This is a genomic window from Paraburkholderia strydomiana (genome assembly GCF_046030495.1).
In the GTDB taxonomy this organism is placed as follows: domain Bacteria; phylum Pseudomonadota; class Gammaproteobacteria; order Burkholderiales; family Burkholderiaceae; genus Paraburkholderia; species Paraburkholderia strydomiana_A.
Genome location: NZ_JAQQCJ010000027.1, coordinates 53,345 through 75,924 on the forward strand (window position 1 = coordinate 53,345; position 22,580 = coordinate 75,924).

Here is a 22,580-nt window from a genome sequence, read left to right on the forward strand (position 1 = left end):
GGCGCTGATACGATCGGATGGTGCGAATTGAAAGGCCCAGGTCATGTTAAAGGTGGCGCGCCAAGGGAAAAAGGCTGATCACGTGCATGCCCTTGTGTATGCGATTCATCAATCGCCGCGCGCACGCGTGCAATAGCGAACCACGCCCCGACCGCGCTATTCGCGAGAGGCGTTGGCCCAATCCCTCACCGCCTGGGCGAACAGTCTGAGCGCGGTAGGCGGATGCCGGTTTGCAGGGTAATAGAGGCACAATCCCGGAAACGAAGGACTCCATTCGGCCAGCACCCGAATCAGCCGCCCCGCTGCGAGATGTTCAGCGACCAGATGATCGGGCACCCAGGCAATGCCAATGCCGACCAGCGCCGCCTCCACCATCACATTCATATTGCCCAACGTCATGGGACCGTCCACGTCGACGCTGGCGCCTTTGCCGTGATGTTCGAGGTCCCAGCGATAGAGCGCGCCGCTTTCGAAGCGGAACCGGATGCACCGGTGTTTCGCCAGGTCGTGCGGCGCTTTGGGCGCCTCATGGCGCGCAAAGTACTCGGGGGACGCTACCGCTGCAAATCGCATCGCGGGGCCGAACCTCACGGCGATCATGTCGCGCGGCACATCTTCCTCGACGCGGACGCCTGCATCGAAGCCATCGGCCACGATGTCCACGAGCCGGGTATCCACGACGAACTCGACGTGAATGTCCGGATACATCGCAAGAAACCCGGGCAGCACATGCCGAACGATCGACTTCGCGGCCGACTCGGACGCACTGATGCGGATCGAGCCCGACGGACGGTCACGTGCGGAAGCGACCTCGTTCACCGCATCTTCGAGGTCCGCAATGGCGGGCCCCACGCGCCGCAGCAGCTGCTCGCCGGCTTCGGTCAACGCGACTGAGCGGGTCGTCCGGTTGAACAGGCGCACGTCGAGTCTCGCTTCGAGACCCCGCATGGCGTGGCTGAGCGCCGAAGGCGACACACCGAGGGTACGGGCGGCCGCGCTGAAGCTGCGCTGATGGGCAATCGCGACGAAAGCAGTGAGTTCGGACAGACCGGCACGCAGCATATGTGAATTTCCTTCATAACCTCATGCAATTCTAGACGCATTGTTGAATAACGGCCAACAGCCTAAGCTGCACCCTATTGATCATCGAGCGATGCGGCTCTGCGCGCCCATGGATGCGCGCCCCGCTCGTCACCTGTCGAAAGGAGAATGGATATGCAAAAGCGCACACTGGGAAACAGTGGTCTCGAAGTATCGGCGCTCGGCCTGGGCTGCATGGGTTTGAGCTTCGGCTATGGACCGGCCACCGAGAAATCCGCCGGTATCAAACTGATTCAGTCGGCTTTCGAACAAGGCGTCACGTTCTTCGACACGGCGGAATGCTACGGCCCTTTCGCCAACGAGGAACTGGTCGGCGAGGCCGTCGCGCCGTTTCGCGATCAGATCGTCATCGCCACCAAGTTCGGCTTTCAGGACGGTGATTCGAAGAAGCCGCTCGACAGTCGGCCCGAACGCATTCGCGCCGTTGCCGAAGCGTCGCTGAAGCGTCTGAAGACCGATCGTATCGACCTGTTCTATCAACATCGCGTCGATCCGAACGTGCCGCTCGAAGACGTCGCGGGCGCCGTCAAGGATCTCATCGCGCAAGGCAAGGTGAAGCATTTCGGCATGTCCGAAGCGGGCGCGCAATCGATCCGTCGCGCTCACGCCGTGCAGCCGGTCGCTGCGCTGCAAAGCGAGTATTCGTTGTGGTGGCGCGAGCCGGAAGAAACGGTGCTGCCCACGTTGCAGGAACTGGGCATCGGCTTCGTTCCGTTCAGCCCGCTCGGCAAGGGCTTCCTGACCGGCGCGATCGACGCGAACACGTCGTTCGACGCCACGGACTTCCGCAACGTGGTGCCGCGCTTCTCCGAAGAGAACCGCACGGCCAATGCGGGCCTCGTCGAGGTGCTCGGCAAAATCGCGGCTGACAAGGGTGCCACGCGCGCGCAGATCGCTCTCGCTTGGCTGCTGGCGCAGAACCCGTGGATCGTGCCGATTCCCGGCACGACCAGGCTGCATCGGCTGGAAGAAAACGTGGGCGCGGCTGCGCTCGAATTGTCGGCTGCCGACCTGTCCGCGATCGAAGCCGCACTGAAGCAGATCAAGGTCGTGGGCGATCGTTATCCGGCCCATCTGCAACAGCGCGTCGACCGCTAACCGCGCAGGCTTTCCGCGTCGCTCCCGTGCTCCTGCGCTGCCGCACCACCGTGGCGGCGGAGGACGGTCATTGGCGCCAAAGAAACGCCGAACCGGATCTCGAACCATGTCGTCGAACAATCGATCCCCTGCGTCGCCGAGAACGTCTCCCGGTGCTGCGCACGCCGATGCCCCTGCCGACGCGCATCTCGCCGCCGATCAGCACGGCCTGCGCATTCTCGCGATCCTGAGCCTGCTGATGGCGTTCGCGTCGATCTCGACGGACCTGTACCTGCCCGCGCTCCCCGCGATGGCGCTCTCGCTGCGCGCCGACGCCGGCGCGGTCGAGCTGACGATCTCCGGCTATCTGATCGGCTTCAGTCTCGGGCAATTGCTGTGGGGACCCATTGGCGACCGTTACGGCCGCCGCCGGCCGATCGCCATCGGCCTCGTACTCTTCGTCATTGGCTCGGCCGGCTGTGCCTTATCGACCAGCGCGCCGATGCTGATCGGTTGGCGTGTCGTGCAAGCCGCGGGCGCGTGCGCGAGCGTCGTGCTGGCGCGAGCGATGGTGCGCGATCTCTACACGGGCCACCGCGCGGCCCAGATGATGTCGACGCTCATGACGGTGATGGCGGTCGCGCCGCTGCTGGGGCCGAGCGTGGGCAGCCTGATCCTGCACGTCGCGTCGTGGCGGGCGATTTTCTGGACCCTGGTCGCCGTGGGACTGGCGACGCTCGCCGCGCTGCGCGCACTGCCGGAAACGCTCCCTGCGGCGCGCCGCAATCATGAATCGCTCGGGCGCGCACTCGCCGCTTACGGCGCATTGTTGAGGCATCGCCGGGTGCTTGGCTACGCGGGCACGGGTGGATTCTTCTATGGCGGGCTGTATGCGTATATCGCCGGCACGCCGTTCGCGTACATCACCGCTTACCACGTGTCGCCACAGTTCTATGGCGTGCTGTTCGCCGTCGGTATCGTCGGCATCATGCTGACGAACCAGATCAACGCGAGGGTGGTGCGGCGTTTCGGCAGCGACCGGCTGATGCGGGCCGGCACGCTCGGCGCGGCGCTCGCGGGCGTGCTGCTGGCGCTCGATGCATGGACCGGCTGGGGCGGCCTGGCAGGCCTCGTGATTCCCCTCTTCCTGTTCGTCTCGGCGGCGGGCTTCATCGTCGCCAATGCGATTGCGGGTGCGCTGGCTATATTCCCCGCACGCGCCGGCGCGATGTCGGCACTCATCGGCGCGAGCCAGTTCGGCACCGGCATCCTCGGATCGGCGCTAGTCGGTATCTTCGCCGACGGCACGCCGTGGCCGATGGGCGGCGTGATCGCGCTGATGGGCATCGGCAGTCTGCTTTGCGCGCTGTTTCTCGTGCCGCCGCATGTCGCACTATCCGGTGAGGCAACGGTGGCCAGATGAGTCATCCGCAGGTTCGCCGATCGGGTTTGGCGCGCCTGTTCACTAGAGGGCTAGCATTAGCCTGCGGCAAACAGGCGTCGTTTCTCGTCATCGCCGGCAACTTGAGAATCGCGCCAACGTGCTCTGTCGGAGAAGCTCCTCCCTCATGTTTGCGGCTCCGGTTGCGAGCGTCCCTTTTTGCCTCAATCCCTCTACCTATCCGCGTCGTTCGGCGCGTCAGGCCGCTCGCCGCATGGCTTAATACATTGGTAATACAACGTATTTCGCAATATATACAACGCTACCGGCCAGTTAATTTGACATTACGGCTATAATGTTGAAAATATGCGTGGCGACGTGCGCAACCGACACTCCCACCTCCGAGTCCTCTGTGACCGCCCTTCTGCCAACCCCCTGCTCCATTGACACGCTGGTCATCCCCCCGAACCTGGATGGCCGCGCCGGCACCAATCGCGCTCAGAACGTCATCGCCCAGATCGCCGCGCAACACGATCTCGACGCGATTCGCGCCTGGCTTGCCCGTTTCGCCGACAAGAAAACCACCTTCGACAACTACCGCAAGGAAGCCGAGCGCCTGCTGCTGTGGGCGCTGCTTCAATTGGGCAAGCCGCTGTCTTCGCTCACGCACGAGGACCTGCTCGCCTATCAGCACTTTCTCACCGATCCGCAACCGAGCGCGCAATGGACGGCAAACGGCGGGCGCAAACATCCGCGTGGCGATCCGCGCTGGCGTCCGTTCTACGGCCCGCTCTCGGCAACAAGCCAACGTCAGGCGCTGGTGATTCTCAACGTGATGTTTGCGTGGCTCGTGCAGGCGGGCTATCTCGCCGGCAACCCGCTGTCGCTGTCCCGTCAGCGCGCGCGCCGCGCGAAGCCGCGCGTCACCCGCTATCTTTCGCCCGAGCTATGGCGCGAAGTCAAAAACTGGATTCAGGCCATGCCGAAAGAGACGGATCGCGAGCGTGAGCACGCTGTGCGAGTGCGCTGGCTCTTCACCCTGCTCTATCTGGGCGGCTTGCGCATCACCGAGGTGAGCACCAACACGATGGGACGGTTTTTCTGCCGTCGCGATGCGAACGGCGTCGATCGCTGGTGGCTCGAGGTGCTGGGCAAAGGCGACAAGGAACGACTGGTGCCTGCAACGGCGGAAATGATGGCGGAACTCTCCGCCTATCGTCGTCAACAGGGATTGCCGCCACTGCCTTCGCCGCACGAAGACACGCCGCTCGTGCTGCCGGTCGGTCAGTCGCGCAAACCGCTGACGCGTGCCGCGTTGCATCGCATCGTCAAGCAGGTTTTCAGCGGGGCAGCGCAGGCACTACGTGCTCGCGGCGACGCGTACCTGCAGCGAGCTGATCAACTCGAACTGGCCTCCGCGCATTGGCTGCGGCATGGCGCGGGATCGAACATGGCGGATCAGCAGGTCGACCTTCGTCTGGTGCGCGACAACCTGGGGCATGCGTCACTCACCACGACCAGCCAGTATCTGCATGTCGACGATGATCGGCGTCACAAGGAAACCGATGAGAAGCATCGGATCGGTTGGTAATGCACGTGGCGGGGGTCTGAATTCGTCGGGCTCGCATCCCGTTCCCGAATAACGCCATCACCCGCCCCTCATAAATCCAGCACTACGCCCGCGTCCCCATCGTCTTCCGCGGGTCGTCCCACACAAACAAGCGCATGTCCGGGTTCGATATCCGCGACGACCTCTCCCTGATACCGAACCCGCCCCGACAACAACCGCGTCGAACACGTCCCGCACGTACCCGACCTGCAACTCGACGCCGCTTCGACACCGTGCGCCTCGGCGAATTCCAGCAAGCTGCCGTCGCGCGGCGACCATTGAATCGTGCGCGCCGACCGCGCAAAGGTCACTGGCAACGTGCCAGCGTTGCGCGCGCTTGTCTCTGCCGCCGGCATCTCGCGCTTGATAGCCGCGCGCTTGATACTCGACGGCCCAAATGCCTCGAACCGAATCCGCTCATCTGCGACATTCAGGGCACGCAGTCCCTCGTACATGTCGCGCATGAACTGCTCAGGCCCGCACAGATAGAAATCATAGTCATCGAACGGAAGTACGCGCTTGAGTGTGTCGATACTCATACGCCCGGCCGACACGCCCTGCATCAACCTCCCTGCGCCACTATCAAACAGATGCACCGAAAGCGCCGGATAACGCATCGCGACATCTTTCAAATGAGCGCTGAATGGCCGTTCGCCATCGCTACGTGCGCCATGAAAAAAGAACACACGTTTCGCGCGCGCCTTACCGCCGTCAGGTGAATGCAGTACGTGATGCAGCATCGCCATCATCGGCGTGATGCCGATGCCAGCCGAAACGAGCACGGCGGGCCGCTGGCTATCCTCATCGTAGATGAACGTGCCGCCGGGCCGTTTCGCTTCGATCTGCCTGCCGACGACGAGATGATCGTGCAACCAGCTCGACGCAACACCCTCGCGTTTTACGCTGATCCGATAACGCCGCGCGTCGTACGAATCGGAAAGCGTATAGGTGCGCACCCGCGGTGTACCCGATCCCGTCGCCGGCACACGAATCTGCAGGAATTGCCCCGGCTTGAAAGGCGGCAATGGCGTACCGTCAATCGATTCAAAGTAAAACGAGCGAATCGACGGCGTTTCTTCGACCACTTTTGCAACCTTCAGATTCTGCCAGGAGGAAGTACTCGTGATTGGCTGACGAACAGCAGCCGCAAACTGCGGAGCGAACTCAACTTCCGACCATCGGAACGGCAATGCACCCCGACTGTGCCGCACTTCATCGATATGAAAACGGACAAGCCGCTCCGCGCCCGCGAAGGCCGCCAGTTCCGCGCCGTCCCAGATCACTTCCGCCCGCACCGCGAGATAAAGCAGATCGCCCGTCGCAAAGTCGATGAACAGCAGACCCGCGCGCGGATCATGGAGCAGATTGCCGATCGTGTTGAAGAAGCGATTGCCGCTGTAGTCCGGGGTCGTCAGCGTGGCTGCGTTGTCGACACGAACGAAGCCAGGCGCACCGCCGCGATGCGACACGTCGACACCGCGCGCGAGCCCCGCCTCTTCTCCGAGGTTGGCGCTCGCGATGAAAAACGTATCGGCGCGCATGATCAAGGCACGATCCTCGTCGCCGAGTTGTGCAGCGACTTGCGGCTCGGAAGGCAACGGCGCACCCGGTTCAACAAAAGTCGGGGTTCTGCTCTGGATGTACTTGGGACAATTGCCGAAGCTCTGCGTCACGTCGACGAGCAGCGTTTCGCCTTCCACCAAGCTCACCACGCCGTTGATCCGGTTACGCCGCCGCGTCTGCGGCTGCAACCCAAGCCCGCCGATCATCGCGCCTGGCTGCCAGTGCCCCGCGAGCGGATCGCCGGGCAGCACGCCTGCGTCGATGCGCAGCGTCTTCGCATCCGGCGACGACACGAAGCCCGGCTTGCCCGCCCGCAGCGTCGCCCACGGCTGATCGTTCGCATCGACGCCACCGAACACCATGAACGGCTGCTCGGCAAAAAACTGTCGATGCTGCTCCGGCATATAACGCCGAATCCCGCGACGTCCAGCCGATTCCGCCTGGCTAGTCACCCCCGCGCGCTGCTGCGCGGCCACCTCGCCCGCGTGAAACGGCGACGCGTCGACGCCCCAGCCATTCAGTGAAACAAAAGCGGACATGGTCGGACTCCAGCCAAAGGTCATGCACGGCTCACGCGGCGACCAGACCCGCCCTGGTCGCCGGCATCGCAATGAAACGCGGCAACGCCTCCACACGACGCAGCCATGCACGAATGTTCGGATACGCTTCCAGCGACACACCGCCTTCCGGCGCGTGGGCGATGTAGGTATGCGCGGCAATATCGGCGATCGTCACATGATCACCCGCCGCAAAAGGCTTGCCGGCCAGTTCCTGTTCGATCACGTCGAACAGTTTGACGGCGATGTTCTTCGCGGTCTGATGATCGTTCGGCGCGCCGAATACCGTCACGAGCCGCGCGGCGCACGGCCCATACGCAATCTGCCCCGCGGCAAGCGAGAGCCAGCGCTGCACCGCCGCGGCGCCGAGCGGATCGTCCGGCAGCCACGAGGCATCGCCGTAACGCCTCGCCAGATAGACGAGAATCGCATTCGAATCGAACAGCGTGACGTCGCCGTCCTGAATCGTCGGCACCTGGCCGAACGGGTTCAGCGCCAGGTATTCCGGCTTGCGGTTATCGGCGGCTTTCATGTTCAATTCGACGACTTCAAACGGCAGATCGAGCAGCGACAGAAACAGCTTCACCCGATGCCCATGCCCGGACAGCAGCGTCGTATACAGTCGAATAGGTTGGGCGGGTTGGGCAGCAGGCATGTCAGACTCCGGAGTTCGATGGGGTACGTCGCCAGCATAGGTGCGCGCGGTCGCTCGCGGAAGCCCGATAATCCCGGAAACACATTCAATCGAAGATGGACAATCGACCATGGCCGACGTACGTGACGTAAACCTCAATCGTCTGGCGATCTTCGTCGCGGTCGTCGACGCCGGCTCGCTGACCGCTGCCGCCGCCCGCCTGGGACTCGCCAAAACCATGGTCAGCACGCACATGCAACGGCTGGAGGCGGAAGTGGGCGCGAGTCTGCTGGTGCGCACGACGCGGCGGCTCGGCGTCACGGAAGCGGGCCGCGCGTTCTACGAAGCGAGCGTGAAGATTCTGCGCGCGGCCGAAGAAGCGCTGAATGCGGTTAGCGGAGAGAGCGCGCCGGTGCGCGGCACGTTACGCGTCAGTTCGCCGATCGATTACGGCGCGCTGGTGGTGGCGCCCGCACTGGTCGAACTGCGCCGCGAACATCCGCAACTCGACGTCGAATTGCTGTGCAGCGACCAATACGTGGACTTGATCGCCGACGGTATCGACGTCGCGATTCGCCTGGGCCGGCTCGCGGATTCGAATTACCGGGCAGTGAAGCTTGGCAGCTTCGTCAAATGGATCGTCGCGAGCCCGGCGTTCATCGACACCTGGGGCACACCGCGAACACCGGCCGACCTGGCAGCGCTGCCCTTTTGCGCATTGACGGTGTTGCCGCACCCATTGGCGCTCGAGTTGCGGCGCGACGACGGCACAACGGACAGCGTGCGATGCGAAAACGCGTTTCTGGTGAACACCGCCGACGCGTGCCGCGCAGCGACGCTCGCGGGCGGCGGCTTCGGTTTGCTGACGGATTTTTCGATCGGCAATGACATCGAGACGGGGCGGCTGGTTCGTCTGCTGCCGCACTGGGCAGCCGATGCCGCGAGTATCCAGGCCGTGTTTCCGCCCACCAGCCATCCCCCGGCGAAAGTGCGCGCATTGATTGAAACGCTGAAGCGACGGCTTGCTGATCTCGCATGACGCAGTATCAGAACGAATGCCGCATGCCGATCCGCACATCGGCCTGCGTGCTGGAACTCGACGGCGTGAAGCTATAGCCGATCACCGCGTTCACGCCGTCCGACGCGCGCAGATAATCGCCGGAGAGGTAAACGTCGGTGCGTTTGGACAACAGGTAATGCAGGCCGAGCGAACCCTGATTCCAGTGATTGCCTTCGAATCGCGTGTGCTGGTAGCCGCCGTATAGCAGGAGCGCAGGCGTGAACGTGTACGCGGCGCCGCCTTCGTAGACCTGCATATGCGAGGTCTGCCCTAAGCCGTTGATGGTCGTGTACGTGAAATTGCCGCTCAGCATCACCTTGCCGATCGTGTAGGCCGCGCCGATCGCAAACGCCCCTTGCCGGTCGACCGGAAACGACGACGCGCTATACAGGTCCGTTATCGCGCCCGTCGCCGGATCGACGGAGACCGTGGGCTGGCCGAGGAAGGTATGCACGCCGAGCATCGCGAACGGATCGAACGCATAGATGCCGTATGGGTCGTTCAACTGCGTATACGCGGCGCCCATGTTGAACGCGTTGTGCTCATAGTGCGCGCCGACACTCCACGCGCTCTTCTCATGGAAATCGCCCGCGGTATTGCCGAACGAGTACATGCCGCCAAACGTCAAGCCGGAGAAATCATTCGATAGGAACTTGATTGAATTCGGCAGCCGGTCGCCATTCATCCGGTCGAAGTCGCCCTGATGGATCGCATAGCCGCTCGCCCACGCCGAGATGTTGTACAGGTAGACGAACTCCTCGGTCATGTCGAGCTGGTTGCCGAGCGACAGCGTGCCCCAGCTGTTCTTCAAACCCACATAGGCCTGCCGTCCGAATTGAGCGCCGCCGAATGCCAATTGACCATTGCCAAGGTGAAAGCCCGATTCGAGCACGAACACCGCCTGCCAATCGCCACCGAGATCTTCTACGCCCTTGAAGCCGATGCGGTTGCCATATGAAATGCCGTCGTCGAATTTGACCTGGTGGGAGCCGCCCGCGTTGCTTACATAGGTAACGCCCGCGTCCAGAATGCCATACAGCGTGACGCTGCTTTGCGCGTATGCGGCCGTTGGCGCACAGACGGCGCCGGCTGCCATAGCGAGTGCCGACAGACCCAACACATTGCTCTTCTTCATACGCTTCTCCCCGCTCTTTGCCTGTGTATTTCGCCGGATATAGCGATCCCTGCGGCACGCGATCAAGGCGCGCGCGGCATGACACGCTTTATCTTTGAACGTTAAATCGGACGAACCAAGAATACGGGTCCAGATTCATGACGAGTCGCGCGGAAGCGACATAAATCTGTCGCTCGGCGACTTAAGAAACGCCGCGATTTCGGCACAACGGATACCGCTGCTATTTCACGCCGAGCGCAGTTTGAACCGCTTGCAAACCATTCGCGCCATTGACCGTACTCACACCGTCGAGCCACGACTTCAATAGTTCAGGGTGGCGCTTCAACGCGTCGGTTGCGGCAGCGTCGACACCGGCCTTCTTCTCGTGCACTTCGGTAATCACGCCGTTTTCCAGATCGACATTGAAGGTGAGTTGCCTGAACAGACGGCCGAGATTCGGGCATTGACCGGCATACCCGCTGCGCGTCACGGTATTGACCGTGGCGCCGCCAAAGTTCGGTCCAAAGTACTTGTCGCCGCCGTCGAGATAGCTCAACCTGAACTTCGTGTTCATCAGATGCGGCTCCCACGCGAGGAACACGATCCACTTCCTGTCGCGCACGGCGCGCTCGACCTGCGTGAGCATGCCTGTCTCGCTCGACTCGACGAGTTGCCAGTTGCCGAGTCCGAATACCTTGTCACCGACCATCTTCCTGATGTTCTGATTCGCGGGCGCCCCGGGCTCGATGCCATAAATCTTGCTGTCGAATTTGTCCGCATTCTTCGCCAGGTCCGCGAACGAATGGACACCGGCGGCGGCCACGTAGTCGGGCACGGCGAGCGTGAACTTCGCGTCGTTCAGATTCGAATGCACGACGTCGATCGATTTTTCGTCTTCGAACGGCTTGACCACCGGCGCCTGCGCCGGCATCCAGTTGCCCAGGAAGACGTCGATCTGCCCTTTCTTCAGCCCCTGATAGGTGATCGGCACCGATAGATTGGCGATGCTCTGTTGGTAGCCGAGCGCCTTCAGCAACACGCCCGTCATCGCATTGGTCGCGTCGATGTCGCTCCATCCGGGCCCTGCCATGTTGACCCGCGTGCAAGACTGAGGCTCTGCGGCCACCGCGAAGCCAACGCTCGCGCATAACGCCGCCACGGCGAATACCGCGTGTTTCAAGCGCTTTTTCATCATGCCGGTTTCCTGTCGAAAGAAGAAGAAATGATCGTCACCGAGCAACGGAGGGAAAGCGCGCCATTGCTTCAAGCGTGTCGAGATCGATGTGATTGCGCATATAGCGCTGGCTCGCATCGACGAGCGGCTGCCAGTCCCATGACGCGACCGAGCCTTGGGTGGTCGCCGCGAAATGAAAGCGCCGCCGCCGCTGGCTTTGCAGCACCTGGTCGTGCAGCGCCGCGAGGTCCCAGCGCCGGGCGACTTCCTCGCGCAACGCCGCCACCTGTAACGCGTATTCGCGTCGCTGCGCGAGGTTCTCGCGCTCCAGCGGGTCGGCCTGCACGTCGTAAAGCTGATCGGGATCGGCCGGCGTATGAATGAACTTGAAGCGCCCACGCCGCACCATCACCATCGGTGCAATGGCGCCTTCCGCCAGATACTCGCCGATTGCCTCATCGTGAGCGCCGCGCGTGCCGCGCAGATGCGGCACGAGGCTCCGGCCGTCGAGCGAATCGGGCCACACGGCCGGTGCTTCGCCGCGCGCGAGTTCGACGAGCGTCGGCAGCAGATCGAGGTGCGATACCGACCCCTGCACGCGATGCGCGTCGAACTGCTGCGGCGCATGCACGATCAGCGGCACGCGGCAGCCGCCTTCGAAGAACGTCATCTTGTACCAGAGGCCGCGCTCGCCGAGCATCTCTCCATGGTCGGACGTGACGACGATCACGGTGTCTTTCGCGAGCCCGGATTGTTCGAGTGCTTCGAGAATCGCGCCAAATTGGTCGTCCACGTAGGCAATCGCGCCGTAATATGCGCGGCGCGCATTGCGGATCTGCTGGTCGGTGGGCGGCGTGAGATCGGTTTCGCACACGTGCCGTAAGCGCCTGGAGTGGGCGTCGGCTTCGTCGAGCGAATCGCGATGCACGGGCATGTCGATTTCTTCGTCGCGATACATGTCCCAGTACTTTTTCGGAATCGCATACGGATCGTGCGGATGCGTCAGCGAGGCCACCATGCAGAACGGCCGCGTCTCTTTCCCCGCGTGACGCTCACGCGCGATGTCGAACAGCTTCTGGCGAGCGGTGAAGGTGACTTCGTCGTCGAAGTCGAGCTGGTTGGTGCGCACGCAGGGCCCCGCGTCGATCACCGAGCTCATGTTGTGATACCAGGTGGGGCGCGCCCCGGGGGCGTCCCAGTTGGGCGTCCAGCCGAAATCGGCGGGATAGATGTCGGTGGTGAGCCGTTCTTCGAAACCGTGCAACTGGTCCGCGCCGCAAAAATGCATCTTGCCGGACAGCACGGTGCGATACCCCTCGGCACGCAGATAATGCGCGAACGTCAGCGTTTGCGACGGAAATTCCGCTGCATTGTCATAAGCGCCGATCGCCGATGGCAGCTTGCCCGACAGAAACGAAAAGCGCGACGGCGCACACAGCGGACTCGCGCAATAGGCCGATTCGAAGACGACGCCCTCTTTTGCGAGACGATCGAGATTGGGCGTTTTCGTCAGAGAATGTCCGTATGCGGCGAGCGCGAACGGGGTCATCTGGTCGGCCATCAGAATGAGAATATTCTTTCCGCTTTCAAGCATGGAACGTGCCTCGAATAGAATTGCAGAAGGTTGATGCAGGCGTGGAGTCCAGCAGGCGACCCCAGCACGTGCATCACTATTGCTGGTCAATTCGCCATTGTGAAGACGGCAAATCGTTATGTGCCCATAAGGGGGGCTTATGTCGAGGCAGGATCGCTTGCCGCCAATGCAGGCGTTGACGATGTTCGAATCCGCCGCACGTCTGGCCAGTTTCAGTGCGGCCGCGCGCGAGTTGGGGTCGACGCAACCCGCGGTCAGTCAGCGCGTCGTGCAGCTCGAAGAAGCGCTCGGTGCGCCGCTCTTCGAGCGCGGCCATCGCGGTGTCACGCTGACCGGGGACGGCGTGCGCCTCTTCGAAGCGGTGCGCAGCGCACTCGATACCATCCGCAGCGCAAGCGCCGACATCCGTGCGCGGCGCACGCCGCAAACGCTGACGCTGTCAACCGACTTCGGTTTCGCCACCTACTGGCTGATGCCGCGTCTCTCGCAGTTCAAGGCGCTCATGCCCGACGTCGACGTGAAGATCGTCACGTCGCAGAACGTGTTCGATCCTTCGCATGATCAGGCGGACATCGCGATTGCCTTCGGCGATCAGCACGCGGACTGGACCGCACGCGGCGCGATCAAGCTCTTCGCCGAACGCGTCACGCCGGTGTGCAGCCCGGCCTTTCGCGCCGCGCATGCGGCATTGCGCGGGCCAGCCGATCTGCCGAGCCTGCCGCTGCTGCATCTGGAGGGGACCCTGCCGGCGCGCTGGCTGTCGTGGGCCGACTGGTTCGCCGCACACGGGCTGAACGCACCTGCCGCGCACCGTGGCATCACGTTCAACAGTTTCGCGCTGGTGGCCCACGCGGCGATCATGGGCCAGGGCGTCGCATTGGGCTGGGCGCCGCTCATCGACGAACTGCTCGCGACCGGCCAGCTCGTCGAACTGTTCGATACGCCGGTCGTCACCGAGCGCGGCTATCTGCTCGTCACGCAACGCGCGGCGACACCGGCGGTCAGCGCGTTTCGCCGGTGGCTGCTCGACGAGTGCGGACTCGACGCGCAATGAGCCTGACGTTCCCGTTCCAGCGGGACGGCGGTTAGCTTCTATCCGCGAGCCCTGCCTGTTTGCTCTACTGCGACGATGGCTGCCGCGCCCCGCGGCGCCGCCCTATCGTTCAAGTGGAGAGCGCATGTCCGCCGATTTCCGTCCCGCTCAACTGGTTCTCACCGTCGCATGTCCGAGCGCGGCGGGCCAGGTCGCCGCCGTCGTCGGCTTTCTCGATCGGCATCACTGCTATATCGACGAACTGACCGTGTTCGACGACGATCTCAGCGAACGCTTCTTCGTACGCTGCGTCTTTCACGGCGTCGCGCACGATGAGGCGCTGCACGTTCCCGCACTCGAACGCGAGTTCGCCCCCATCGCCGAGCGCTTTCGGATGACATGGGCAATGCACGACGTCGGCACCCGGCCGAAAGTGTTGATCATGGTCTCGAAGCTCGAACACTGTCTCGCCGATCTGCTGTTCCGCTGGCGCATGGGCGAGTTGAAGATGGACATCGTCGGCATCGGCTCGAATCATCGTGATCTCGAACCGCTCGCGCAGCAGCATGGTCTGCCGTTTCACTACCTGCCCATCACCGCTGATACCAAACCGCAGCAGGAAGCGCGTCTGCTCGACCTGTTCGAGTCATCGGGCGCGGAGTTGATGATTCTCGCGCGCTACATGCAGATTCTGTCCGGCGCAACGAGCCGCGCGCTCGCCGCGCGCGCGATCAACATCCATCACTCGTTTCTGCCTGGCTTCAAGGGCGCGAAGCCTTATCACCAGGCGCACGCGCGCGGCGTCAAACTGATCGGCGCCACGGCACACTTCGTGACCGACGATCTCGACGAGGGCCCGATCATCGAACAGGTGGTGGAGCGTGTCGATCATTCGTATAGCCCGGAGCGGTTGCTCGCCACTGGACGCGACGTCGAATGCATCACGCTCGCGCGGGCCGTCAAGGCGTTTGTCGAGCGGCGGGTGTTCATCAATGGCGATCGGACGGTGGTGTTGCAATAAGGCAAAGTCAACGGAAAACGCCGCTGAAAAGCGGCGTTTATCTTTGGATCACGTCCGTAACGGCATCGCCGCTTCAACCAGGCGGCGATGCTTCCATACGGCGCACAGGTTCAATCACTTTACCCAGCTATCCACGCGATCGCCGTGCGCGCCGATCCACGCATCGGCAGCGGCGGTCGGCTTCTCGCCGCTCTGCGTCGCCAGCATCACACTGTCGATCTCGCCCGGCTTCCATTGGAATTTCTTCAGGAACGCGACGACCGTCGGCGCCTTCTTCTCGAGTTCCGGATTCACCACGCTATCCACGTGCTCCGCTTCGCCGAACACCTTCTTCGGATCGTCGAGGAATTTAAGCTTGTACTTCGCGAACATCCAGTGCGGCTTCCAGCCCGTCACGATGATCGGCTTGTTCGCCGCTTCCGAGCGCGCCAGTTCCGCGGTCATCGCACTGCCCGAGCTCGGCATCAGTTGATAATCGAGGCCGTAGGCCTTGATCGCCTCGCTGGTTTTCTGCATCACGCCCGCACCGGCATCGATGCCGACAATGCGCGAGCCGAACTCCGCCTTCTTCGCTTCGAGATCGCCGACGGTCTTCACATCCGCGTTGTCTGGCACGATCAGGCCGATCTTCGCATCGTTGAAGTTCGGACCGAGGTCGACCACCTTCTCCTTGAAGTTGTTCCAGTAAGCACCATGCGTGACCGGCAGCCATGCGGACAGCGTCGCGTCCAGATCGCCCCGCGCCACGCCTTGCCACATCACGCCGGCAGCGACCGGCACGAGTTGCACCTGATAGCCGAGGCGCTTTTCGATCACGCGCGCGGCCACGTTGGAGGTCGCGACGCTATCGTCCCAGCCCTCCACGTAACCGATCTTGATGGTTGGCTTCGTATCGGCCGACACGCTCACGCTGCTGGCCGCCAGCGCCGCGCTCAGTGCGCTCGCCACGAATATCTTTCTGATCAGTCTCATCGCCCTTCTCCCGTTTGCCAGTTGCCGTCATACGACCCATTGAGCATTTAGAATCGCCAACCAGAATTGCCGGGTAGCGTTGTTTTGCGACATCCAGTTGTCCGCATGCGACTTCGAGCGCGTTTGCACCCGCGTTTCTCATCTTACTTATCGACGACGAGATCGGTAAGCGGTTTGCTGCAGCACAGCAGCACCATGCCCTGATCAATTTCACGCTGCCGAATCCCGCCGGCGTGTTTCATCGCGACTTCACCGGATACGAGCTTGACCTTGCAAGTGCCGCACATGCCTTGCGTGCACGACGCAGGCAGCCTTACGCCCGCCTTCTTCGCTGCATCGAGTACATGCTGGCCACTACCGCATTCGATCTCACGATGGCTTTTGGCAAAGCTCACCTTGAAACGCGTTTCAGTTTCGACCGGCGCGGATACCGGCTCGAAGCCCACTGCTTCGGCACGCGCCTCGACAAAACCTTCCGCAATTTCAGCTCCGCCCGCCTGCTTCAATGCATCCGCGACATGCGCGGTAGTCAATTGCGCCGCGACGTCGCCCACCGTCTCGAACGAAAAGCTTTCTTCGTGATAGTGACCGCGATCGAAACCGCCCTCGTCCAGCAGCTTGCGCACCGCCTGCATATAGGGCGCGGGCCCGCATGTGAAGATCTCGCGCTCCATAAAATCCGGTGCAATCAGCTTGAGCAGCGGCAATGTCAGAAAACCGGTCACACCTGGCCAGTTCGTGCGTGCGCCGACGCGCTCACACACGAATGCGGTACGGAAATGCGCCTGATTCGAGGCAATCAGATCGAGTTCGCGCGCGAAGATGATGTCGTCCGGCGTGCGGGCGCTGTGCACGAACACGATGTCGCTATCCTCGCCGAGCTCGTGATGCGCGCGGCTCATCGACATCAGCGGCGTAATGCCCGACCCTGCCGACAGAAACAGAAACTTGCGCGCCGGATGCCGCGCGCAGGTGAACTCGCCGGACGGCCCCAGCACGCGAACCTGCATGCCCGCATGCAGATTGTCGTGCAGCCAGTTCGACACCTTGCCGCCCGGCACGCGTTTGACCGTGATCGAAATCGTATGCGGCCGCGTCGGTGGTGACGAGATCGTATAGCAGCGATTGATTGCTTCGCCGTCGATCTCCAGCTCAAGTGTCATGAACTGCCCCGGCTCGAACACGAATGCCCGCTCGGACGGCGCACGGAAGAAAAAGCTCTTCACGTCGTGCGTTTCGTCGCGCACGTGGCAGCACACCAGCGTATCGTCGGCATCGCTATTCCAGCGCGCGGGCAGCGCTTCCCAGAAGCGCGGCTGCGTGACACGGCTCACGGCGCGCGGAATGGGCGGCTCGGTGCCGGACTGAAACGTCGCCTGATCGCGCATCATGGTTTTCTCCCGCTCCTGGTTGCGGTGTCGCGCTCAGCGCATGAAGGACACGACTTTTTCGCCGTGCGAAACCGGCGCGTCGGCACCGGCGTCATCGGTTTGCGGGGCATCGCCGTAAGCCGCGAGACGGCCGATGTACCACTCGCAGAACTTCTCGACGAGGCCCTCGGTGAAAGGCGAATACGGCCCCGGTTCATACGCGCTGCTGGTTGCGCCGCGCTGCGAGTACTCGACGAGCGTCCGGTCCTGATCGTTGGTCGCACGCCAGACCGCGGTCAGGTTGTCGACGTCGTAGTCGATGCCTTCGCGCGCGTCCTTGTGGACGAGCCACTTGGTGCGCACCAGCGTTTTGCCGGCCGAAAGCGGAATCACCGAGAAAGTGACGATGTGGTCGCTCATGAAGTGATGCCACGAATTCGGCTGGGTCCAGAACGACAGGCCGCCCAGATCGGCCTGCTCGAAACCGCCGAGCAGCTTCTTCGATGCGATCTTTGCATCGAGCGTTTGCGACTCGCCGTCGCGATCGAGCGGCAAACGCTGCGTGCGAAAACCGGTGACCAGATCCGCCAGCCGATCGATCTCCGCCGACGGCAACTGCATGGCCTCCCATTGCGCGGTGCGGCGTGCCACGGTTTCATCGAAGGCAGCCATGCCTTCCTCGTTGGCCGGCGTGCGCTGATAACCGAAGCCGTATTCGTACAGCGAAATCGTCAGCTCCGGGTGATTCGCGACGCAGTGATAGCACTCGCGATTGTTCTCCATCGTGAGCTTCCAGTTGCCCTCTTCGACGATGTCGATCTGCGCCGCGATCTTGCAGCCGGCCAGATCGTGCGGTTGAAGATAAGGCTCCATCGCGGCGCGCATCACGGCGAAGTCGGCGGGCGGCTGCTCGGCAAGGCAAATGAAGATCAGCCCGGCGAGATTCTCGACGTGCACCGCCTTCAGGCTATGTTTGCAGCGGTCGAACTGCTCGCCCATGTGTTCGGCAAACATCAGGTCGCCGTTCAGGTTGTAAGTCCAGCTGTGATACGGGCACACGATATTGCCGAGCGAGCCTTTGTCGTGATTGCACAGACGCGCGCCGCGATGGCGGCATACGTTGTGAAACGCGCGCACCTGCATGTCGTCGTCACGCACGATCAGAATCGAATCGAGGCCGATCTCCACGGTGATGTAGTCGCCCGGTTCCGGCACGTCCGGCTCCACCGCGACCTGAATCCAGTGCTGGCGGAAAATCGCCTCCATGTCGAGCGCGAAGATGGCCTCGCTCGTATAGAACGGTGCTTCCAGCGTGTAATTCTTCTTGCGGCGTTCGATCATCGCGCGAACGTCTGCCGAAACTTTCATTGTGTGCTCCGTTGCATGTCACGTCTGGCGCCGCGCCAGGCCCTCCTGGACGCATGCTGGCCCGAACCGGAATTCAGTAATCCACAAGTTGATGCTCGCGCAAATACGCGAGGATCACTTGTGCTTTTTCGACGGAACTCCCTTCAATTACGACGCTGCCGCCGCGGCTTTCGGTCGTCGTCGCCGAGAGCATGCGGGCGTGGCCCGAGCGCTTTTCGGCGGCGGCGAGACGTACCGGTTTGGCGGTCGCGGGACGGATCGTCCAGGCGAGGTCGTCGGAGTGGCCCGCGTGCGCATCTGCCGCGGCTTGCGGCGCGCTCCGGCTGATCGAGCCTTCGCGCAGCCGTGCATACGCGTAAGTCGGCGCGGCATTGGCGAGCGGGTGCACCGCGATCAGCGCCGGCAGTTGAACCTCGACACGCCGGCGCAAACCCTTCGGCATGAATTGCCTGACTTGCGCGCAACCGTCGCGCACGCTCAGGTCGACGGCGGCGCCGACAAGCGGCATCCCCAACGCGTGAGCGATGCGATACGGCAGCATGCCGCTATCGAACGCGCCTTCCGCGCGCGTGCCGGTCAACACGAGGTCGTAACCTTGCAGGCGCGCGGCGAGCAGCGTCGCCGCGTCGGCTTGCGCTTGCGCCGGCCCGGCGGTAGTTTCGAGCACCTCGACCGAGCGTGCGCCGAGCGCCAGATACTCCCGCAACGCAGGGTTGGACGGATCGCCCGCATGCAGCACGTCGAGCGTCGCGCCGTGCGCTTTGGCAAGCGATAACGCGATGCTTAGCGCTGCCGCGTCGTTGCGGCTGTAGCGCGCGGTGCCGCTGACCGGATGGCGGCCCACCGAAACCAGCACAGCGATCTTCATGCGAGCACTCCTTCAGCGACAGCGGTCGAATTGAGCAATGCGGCGCCCGTGCCCCGCGCGCTACGTGCCGCGGCCGCCGCTTCATTGAGCGCAGCGATGGTTTCGCGCGCATCCGCGATCACGGTCAGATTCGCGCGCTTCGCGATCGGTGCGCTGGCGTCGAGATTCACGGCAATCACGTGCCGGCAATCCTTGATGCCCTGCAGATGCTGCACGGCGCCGGAAATGCCGAACGCGATATAGACGCTCGCTTCAACGGTCTTGCCGGTCGCGCCGATCTGCTTGTCGCGAGTGAACTTGCCGTCGTCCACGGCGACGCGGCTCGCGCCGATCGCCGCGCCTAACGTGGCAGCGAGCCGCTCGAACGCGGGCACGTCGCTCACGCCGTTGCCGGCCGACACGATGAAATCCGCTTCTTCGAGCGCCAGTTGGGCCGCGTCGATTTCCTCGACGCCGAGATCGCGCACGACGCCTTTCGACGCCGGAGTGTCATTGTCGAAACGCCACACGATCCGCTCGCCGGCCCCGACGAACGGCAGCTTCGGCTCGACCGCATTCGGCGCGAGCAGCACGACGTCCGGCAACGCGCGTGCGACAAGCGCCGTATTCGCGCGGATATAGGCGGCCACGTGCGCCGCGTCGATCTCGACGACGTGCGTGGCAACGCTCGCGTTCACGGCTGCCGCATAGCGACGGCCGAGGTCCCCGTCGCCGGTCGCGTTGTCGGGCAGGAAAATATGCGCCGGTGCATAAGCCGCGACGCAGGCGGCCAGTGCGTTCAATTCGTCGAGCGGCGCGAACGTGCGGCGCTCGAACATCGGCAACACGATCAACTTGTCGGCGCCAAGCGCGGCGGCGTCATCCGTGAACTCGCCGAACACGAGCAGTACGACTTCGGTGCCCGCATCCGCGATCAATGCCGCGCCGGCCAAAGTCTGGCGCGCGTGATCGTCAAGCGCGCCACGGTCGGCGTGCGCGGCCACCAGCAGCACGCGTTGCGGCACGGCCATGGTGCGGCGCGGCTTCGGCTGTTCGCCATGCACGGCGAGAGGCGCGTTGAATTCCATCACGCCCGCAACTGCGGTTACGCCTAGCGTGATGCGTTTGAGTCCTTGCGCCGTCATCGTGAACGGGCGGCGCGGATCGATTCGTTTGAGCGTGTTCATCGCGTTACTCCAGCGCCGCAGCAACCAGTTCGGCAACGTCCAGCACTTCCGGACGCGGCCCCACCACGCCTTCGAGCATCGCCGTGCAATTCGGGCAGCCCACTGCGACAATCTCCGCGCCGGTGGCGCGCGCGTCGTCGATGCGGATGTCCGGAATACGCCGCTTGCCGGGAATGTCGGTCAACGGCGCGCCACCGCCGCCGCCGCAGCAGCGTCCGCGCATGCCGTGACGCTCCATCTCCACGACCTTGATGCCGATGCTCTTCAACAGCCGGCGCGGCGCTTCGGTTTCACCGTTATAGCGGCCCAGATAGCACGGGTCGTGATAGGTGATCTTGCGTTCCGCGTATGCGGCGACCGCATGCGGCGCGAGCTTGCCGCTCGCCACCAGTTCGTCGATCAGCGCGGTGTGGTGCTGCACTTCGTAAAAGCCGCCCAACGCCCGGTATTCGTTGCGCAAGCTATGGAGCACGTGCGGATCGGCGGTGACGATCTTGCCGAACGAATACTGCGCGAGCGTGCCGATCAGCTTGTGCGCGAGCTGCTGGAACGTCGCTTCGTCGCCGAGACGCCGGGCCGTGTCGCCGGTATCGGTTTCGACGCCGCCCAGCACCGCGTAGTCGATGCCTGCGCGATTCAGCACCTTGACCAAGGCGCGCAGCGTGCGCTGATAGCGCATGTCGAACGCGCCTTCGCCTGCGATCAGCAGAACGTCCACACGACGCCTCGGCTGCGCAACCTGCACCTGCAGATCGACCGCCCAGTCGTAACGCGCGCCGATGTCGTAGCCGTTCGCGCTGCCGGTCTCACGCAGATTCGCGAGCGTGAGCGGCCCCTTGCCCGGCACCATGCCTTCGACCAGCGTCTGATTGCGCCGCATATCGACGATCGCATCGACGTGCTCGATCAGCATCGGGCACTCCTGGACGCAGGCGCGGCAGGTGGTGCAGGACCACAGCGTATCCGCTTCGATCAGGCTCGAAATCAGCGGCTTGGCGGGCGCGCCGGCATGCTTGCCGATCGCGATGCCAGGCGTCGGGCTGCCCGCGTAGTCGGCATCGGTGCCGCCGACCATGCCCGTCACCAGGTCCTGAATCAGCTTCTTCGGATTGAGCGGCTGGCCGGCGGCGAACGCGGGACAGGCTGCTTCGCATTTGCCGCATTGCACGCACGCATCGAAACTGAGCAACTGGTTCCAGCGGAATTCGACCGGCTTGCCGACGCCGTATTCCTTCGCATCGAGCAGCGGCACTTTCAGCGCAGTGGGCGGCACCACGTCGTTATCATTGCGCTGCGCAAAGCGCTCCTGACGCGGATGAAACGCGAGGTGCAGCAGACCGGCGAGCGCATGCTTCATCGGGCCGCCGCGCGCCGCGCCGAACGTCATCGTGAAGGCGCCCGCCGCGATCAGCAGCGCAACGAGCACCGCCAGTGCGCCGGACATCGCCGCCGCCGGCAGCACGATGAAGAGTGCAAGCCCGAGCGCGAACGAGCCGAGCAGCAACGGCAGTTGATCCCACGGCCCGCGCGAGAGCCGCGCGGGCACCGCCTTCGCCCCATGCCGGCGGCGCCAGACAAACACCGCGCCCACCAGCATCACGAGCGCGGCGACGAAGATCAGTTTGTCGAGCCACGGCGAGTAGATCGCGAGACCGTAGTTGACGAACACCAGCGCCATCGCGAGGATCGCACCGCCCGCGGTGGCCACGTGTGTTCTCGCGATATACGGATCGCGCGCCACTACATGATGCAGATCGACGAAGTAGCGCTTGGGAATCGCCAGCAGATTGGACCAGCCGTAAGCGCCGGCCGCGGTCGCGCGGCCTTCGCGCCAGTACGCCGCGCGTTTGGCGAGCGCAAACGCGAGACCGGCAACCGACATCCACAGCAGGACGGTGATGACAAACACGGGGCTCAT

General features: G+C 63.4%; 18 protein-coding genes. 6 read left to right on the forward strand and 12 right to left on the reverse strand.

Annotated elements, in window-relative coordinates; all coding sequences use genetic code 11:
- Positions 1–156 precede the first annotated feature (156 nt).
- Complete coding sequence (locus PQQ53_RS28280; RefSeq protein WP_408141461.1) at positions 157–1,062, reverse strand: LysR family transcriptional regulator; 906 nt, start codon at positions 1,060–1,062, stop codon at positions 157–159.
- Between the two features lie 153 nt (positions 1,063–1,215).
- On the opposite strand from PQQ53_RS28280, the gene PQQ53_RS28285 reads away from it, so the two are divergent.
- From PQQ53_RS28285 to PQQ53_RS28295, 3 genes are all read left to right on the forward strand, one after another.
- A complete protein-coding gene (locus PQQ53_RS28285; RefSeq protein ID WP_408141462.1) occupies positions 1,216–2,199 on the forward strand; it encodes an aldo/keto reductase in 984 nt (327 codons plus the stop codon).
- Between the two features lie 106 nt (positions 2,200–2,305).
- The gene (locus PQQ53_RS28290; RefSeq protein WP_408327744.1) at positions 2,306–3,601 is read left to right on the forward strand and encodes a multidrug effflux MFS transporter; all 1,296 of its coding nucleotides are present in this window, start codon (positions 2,306–2,308) and stop codon (positions 3,599–3,601) included.
- A gap of 313 nt (positions 3,602–3,914) precedes the next feature.
- Positions 3,915–5,150 carry a tyrosine-type recombinase/integrase gene (locus PQQ53_RS28295; RefSeq protein WP_408327747.1) on the forward strand — a complete coding sequence of 412 codons (1,236 nt, stop codon included), beginning with the start codon at positions 3,915–3,917 and terminating at the stop codon, positions 5,148–5,150.
- 68 nt (positions 5,151–5,218) lie between these two features.
- Here the strand turns inward: PQQ53_RS28295 and PQQ53_RS28300 are convergent, their stop codons facing one another.
- Both PQQ53_RS28300 and PQQ53_RS28305 read right to left on the reverse strand, forming a co-directional pair.
- Complete coding sequence (locus PQQ53_RS28300) at positions 5,219–7,270, reverse strand: 2Fe-2S iron-sulfur cluster-binding protein (protein ID WP_408327750.1); 2,052 nt, start codon at positions 7,268–7,270, stop codon at positions 5,219–5,221.
- Between the two features lie 31 nt (positions 7,271–7,301).
- Positions 7,302–7,943 (reverse strand): glutathione S-transferase family protein, encoded by a 642-nt coding sequence (locus PQQ53_RS28305; protein ID WP_408153393.1) that lies wholly within the window; start codon positions 7,941–7,943, stop codon positions 7,302–7,304.
- Positions 7,944–8,052: 109 nt separating this feature from the next.
- Here PQQ53_RS28305 and PQQ53_RS28310 point away from each other — a divergent pair, with 109 nt between their 5' ends.
- Positions 8,053–8,961 (forward strand): LysR family transcriptional regulator, encoded by a 909-nt coding sequence (locus PQQ53_RS28310; RefSeq protein ID WP_408327753.1) that lies wholly within the window; start codon positions 8,053–8,055, stop codon positions 8,959–8,961.
- A gap of 7 nt (positions 8,962–8,968) precedes the next feature.
- Here PQQ53_RS28310 and PQQ53_RS28315 read toward each other — a convergent pair whose 3' ends face one another.
- The 3 genes from PQQ53_RS28315 to betC all read right to left on the reverse strand — a co-directional run bounded on the left by PQQ53_RS28315 (position 8,969) and on the right by betC (position 12,864).
- Positions 8,969–10,117: a porin gene (locus tag PQQ53_RS28315; RefSeq protein WP_408327756.1), complete on the reverse strand. Its 1,149-nt coding sequence runs from the start codon at positions 10,115–10,117 to the stop codon at positions 8,969–8,971.
- 220 nt (positions 10,118–10,337) lie between these two features.
- A complete protein-coding gene (locus tag PQQ53_RS28320; protein ID WP_408153391.1) occupies positions 10,338–11,291 on the reverse strand; it encodes a choline ABC transporter substrate-binding protein in 954 nt (317 codons plus the stop codon).
- A gap of 34 nt (positions 11,292–11,325) precedes the next feature.
- A complete protein-coding gene (gene betC / locus PQQ53_RS28325) occupies positions 11,326–12,864 on the reverse strand; it encodes a choline-sulfatase (RefSeq protein WP_408327758.1) in 1,539 nt (512 codons plus the stop codon).
- Positions 12,865–13,003: 139 nt separating this feature from the next.
- Here betC and PQQ53_RS28330 point away from each other — a divergent pair, with 139 nt between their 5' ends.
- Both PQQ53_RS28330 and purU read left to right on the forward strand, forming a co-directional pair.
- Positions 13,004–13,918: a choline sulfate utilization transcriptional regulator gene (locus PQQ53_RS28330; protein ID WP_408327761.1), complete on the forward strand. Its 915-nt coding sequence runs from the start codon at positions 13,004–13,006 to the stop codon at positions 13,916–13,918.
- Positions 13,919–14,042: 124 nt separating this feature from the next.
- A complete protein-coding gene (gene purU / locus PQQ53_RS28335) occupies positions 14,043–14,918 on the forward strand; it encodes a formyltetrahydrofolate deformylase (RefSeq protein WP_408327763.1) in 876 nt (291 codons plus the stop codon).
- 114 nt (positions 14,919–15,032) lie between these two features.
- On the opposite strand, the gene PQQ53_RS28340 is transcribed toward purU, so the two are convergent.
- The 6 genes from PQQ53_RS28340 to PQQ53_RS28365 form a co-directional block, all read right to left on the reverse strand.
- Positions 15,033–15,890: a glycine betaine ABC transporter substrate-binding protein gene (locus PQQ53_RS28340; protein ID WP_408141473.1), complete on the reverse strand. Its 858-nt coding sequence runs from the start codon at positions 15,888–15,890 to the stop codon at positions 15,033–15,035.
- A gap of 143 nt (positions 15,891–16,033) precedes the next feature.
- Entirely contained in the window at positions 16,034–17,281 is a 1,248-nt protein-coding gene (locus PQQ53_RS28345) for an FAD-binding oxidoreductase (RefSeq protein ID WP_408327766.1), read from the reverse strand.
- Between the two features lie 33 nt (positions 17,282–17,314).
- Positions 17,315–18,628, reverse strand: coding sequence for an aromatic ring-hydroxylating oxygenase subunit alpha (locus tag PQQ53_RS28350; RefSeq protein WP_408327769.1), 1,314 nt, complete (start codon positions 18,626–18,628; stop codon positions 17,315–17,317).
- Between the two features lie 73 nt (positions 18,629–18,701).
- Positions 18,702–19,496 carry an electron transfer flavoprotein subunit beta/FixA family protein gene (locus PQQ53_RS28355; protein ID WP_408153385.1) on the reverse strand — a complete coding sequence of 265 codons (795 nt, stop codon included), beginning with the start codon at positions 19,494–19,496 and terminating at the stop codon, positions 18,702–18,704.
- Positions 19,493–20,662 carry an electron transfer flavoprotein subunit alpha/FixB family protein gene (locus tag PQQ53_RS28360; RefSeq protein WP_408327772.1) on the reverse strand — a complete coding sequence of 390 codons (1,170 nt, stop codon included), beginning with the start codon at positions 20,660–20,662 and terminating at the stop codon, positions 19,493–19,495. The genes PQQ53_RS28355 and PQQ53_RS28360 overlap by 4 nt, the downstream gene beginning before the upstream one ends.
- A 4-nt stretch (positions 20,663–20,666) precedes the next feature.
- Positions 20,667–22,580, reverse strand: coding sequence for a (Fe-S)-binding protein (locus tag PQQ53_RS28365; protein ID WP_408327775.1), 1,914 nt, complete (start codon positions 22,578–22,580; stop codon positions 20,667–20,669).

What these genes read in the sequence shown, in the direction of transcription:
- PQQ53_RS28280 (WP_408141461.1), bottom strand. Translation starts at nt 1,062, where the DNA reads ATGCTGCGTGCCGGTCTGTCCGAACTCACTGCTTTCGTCGCGATTGCC.
- PQQ53_RS28285 (WP_408141462.1), top strand. Translation starts at nt 1,216, where the DNA reads ATGCAAAAGCGCACACTGGGAAACAGTGGTCTCGAAGTATCGGCGCTC.
- PQQ53_RS28290 (WP_408327744.1), top strand. Translation starts at nt 2,306, where the DNA reads ATGTCGTCGAACAATCGATCCCCTGCGTCGCCGAGAACGTCTCCCGGT.
- PQQ53_RS28295 (WP_408327747.1), top strand. Translation starts at nt 3,915, where the DNA reads ATGTTGAAAATATGCGTGGCGACGTGCGCAACCGACACTCCCACCTCC.
- PQQ53_RS28300 (WP_408327750.1), bottom strand. Translation starts at nt 7,270, where the DNA reads ATGTCCGCTTTTGTTTCACTGAATGGCTGGGGCGTCGACGCGTCGCCG.
- PQQ53_RS28305 (WP_408153393.1), bottom strand. Translation starts at nt 7,943, where the DNA reads ATGCCTGCTGCCCAACCCGCCCAACCTATTCGACTGTATACGACGCTG.
- PQQ53_RS28310 (WP_408327753.1), top strand. Translation starts at nt 8,053, where the DNA reads ATGGCCGACGTACGTGACGTAAACCTCAATCGTCTGGCGATCTTCGTC.
- PQQ53_RS28315 (WP_408327756.1), bottom strand. Translation starts at nt 10,117, where the DNA reads ATGAAGAAGAGCAATGTGTTGGGTCTGTCGGCACTCGCTATGGCAGCC.
- PQQ53_RS28320 (WP_408153391.1), bottom strand. Translation starts at nt 11,291, where the DNA reads ATGATGAAAAAGCGCTTGAAACACGCGGTATTCGCCGTGGCGGCGTTA.
- betC (WP_408327758.1), bottom strand. Translation starts at nt 12,864, where the DNA reads ATGCTTGAAAGCGGAAAGAATATTCTCATTCTGATGGCCGACCAGATG.
- PQQ53_RS28330 (WP_408327761.1), top strand. Translation starts at nt 13,004, where the DNA reads ATGTCGAGGCAGGATCGCTTGCCGCCAATGCAGGCGTTGACGATGTTC.
- purU (WP_408327763.1), top strand. Translation starts at nt 14,043, where the DNA reads ATGTCCGCCGATTTCCGTCCCGCTCAACTGGTTCTCACCGTCGCATGT.
- PQQ53_RS28340 (WP_408141473.1), bottom strand. Translation starts at nt 15,890, where the DNA reads ATGAGACTGATCAGAAAGATATTCGTGGCGAGCGCACTGAGCGCGGCG.
- PQQ53_RS28345 (WP_408327766.1), bottom strand. Translation starts at nt 17,281, where the DNA reads ATGATGCGCGATCAGGCGACGTTTCAGTCCGGCACCGAGCCGCCCATT.
- PQQ53_RS28350 (WP_408327769.1), bottom strand. Translation starts at nt 18,628, where the DNA reads ATGAAAGTTTCGGCAGACGTTCGCGCGATGATCGAACGCCGCAAGAAG.
- PQQ53_RS28355 (WP_408153385.1), bottom strand. Translation starts at nt 19,496, where the DNA reads ATGAAGATCGCTGTGCTGGTTTCGGTGGGCCGCCATCCGGTCAGCGGC.
- PQQ53_RS28360 (WP_408327772.1), bottom strand. Translation starts at nt 20,662, where the DNA reads ATGAACACGCTCAAACGAATCGATCCGCGCCGCCCGTTCACGATGACG.
- PQQ53_RS28365 (WP_408327775.1), bottom strand. Translation starts at nt 22,580, where the DNA reads ATGAGCCCCGTGTTTGTCATCACCGTCCTGCTGTGGATGTCGGTTGCC.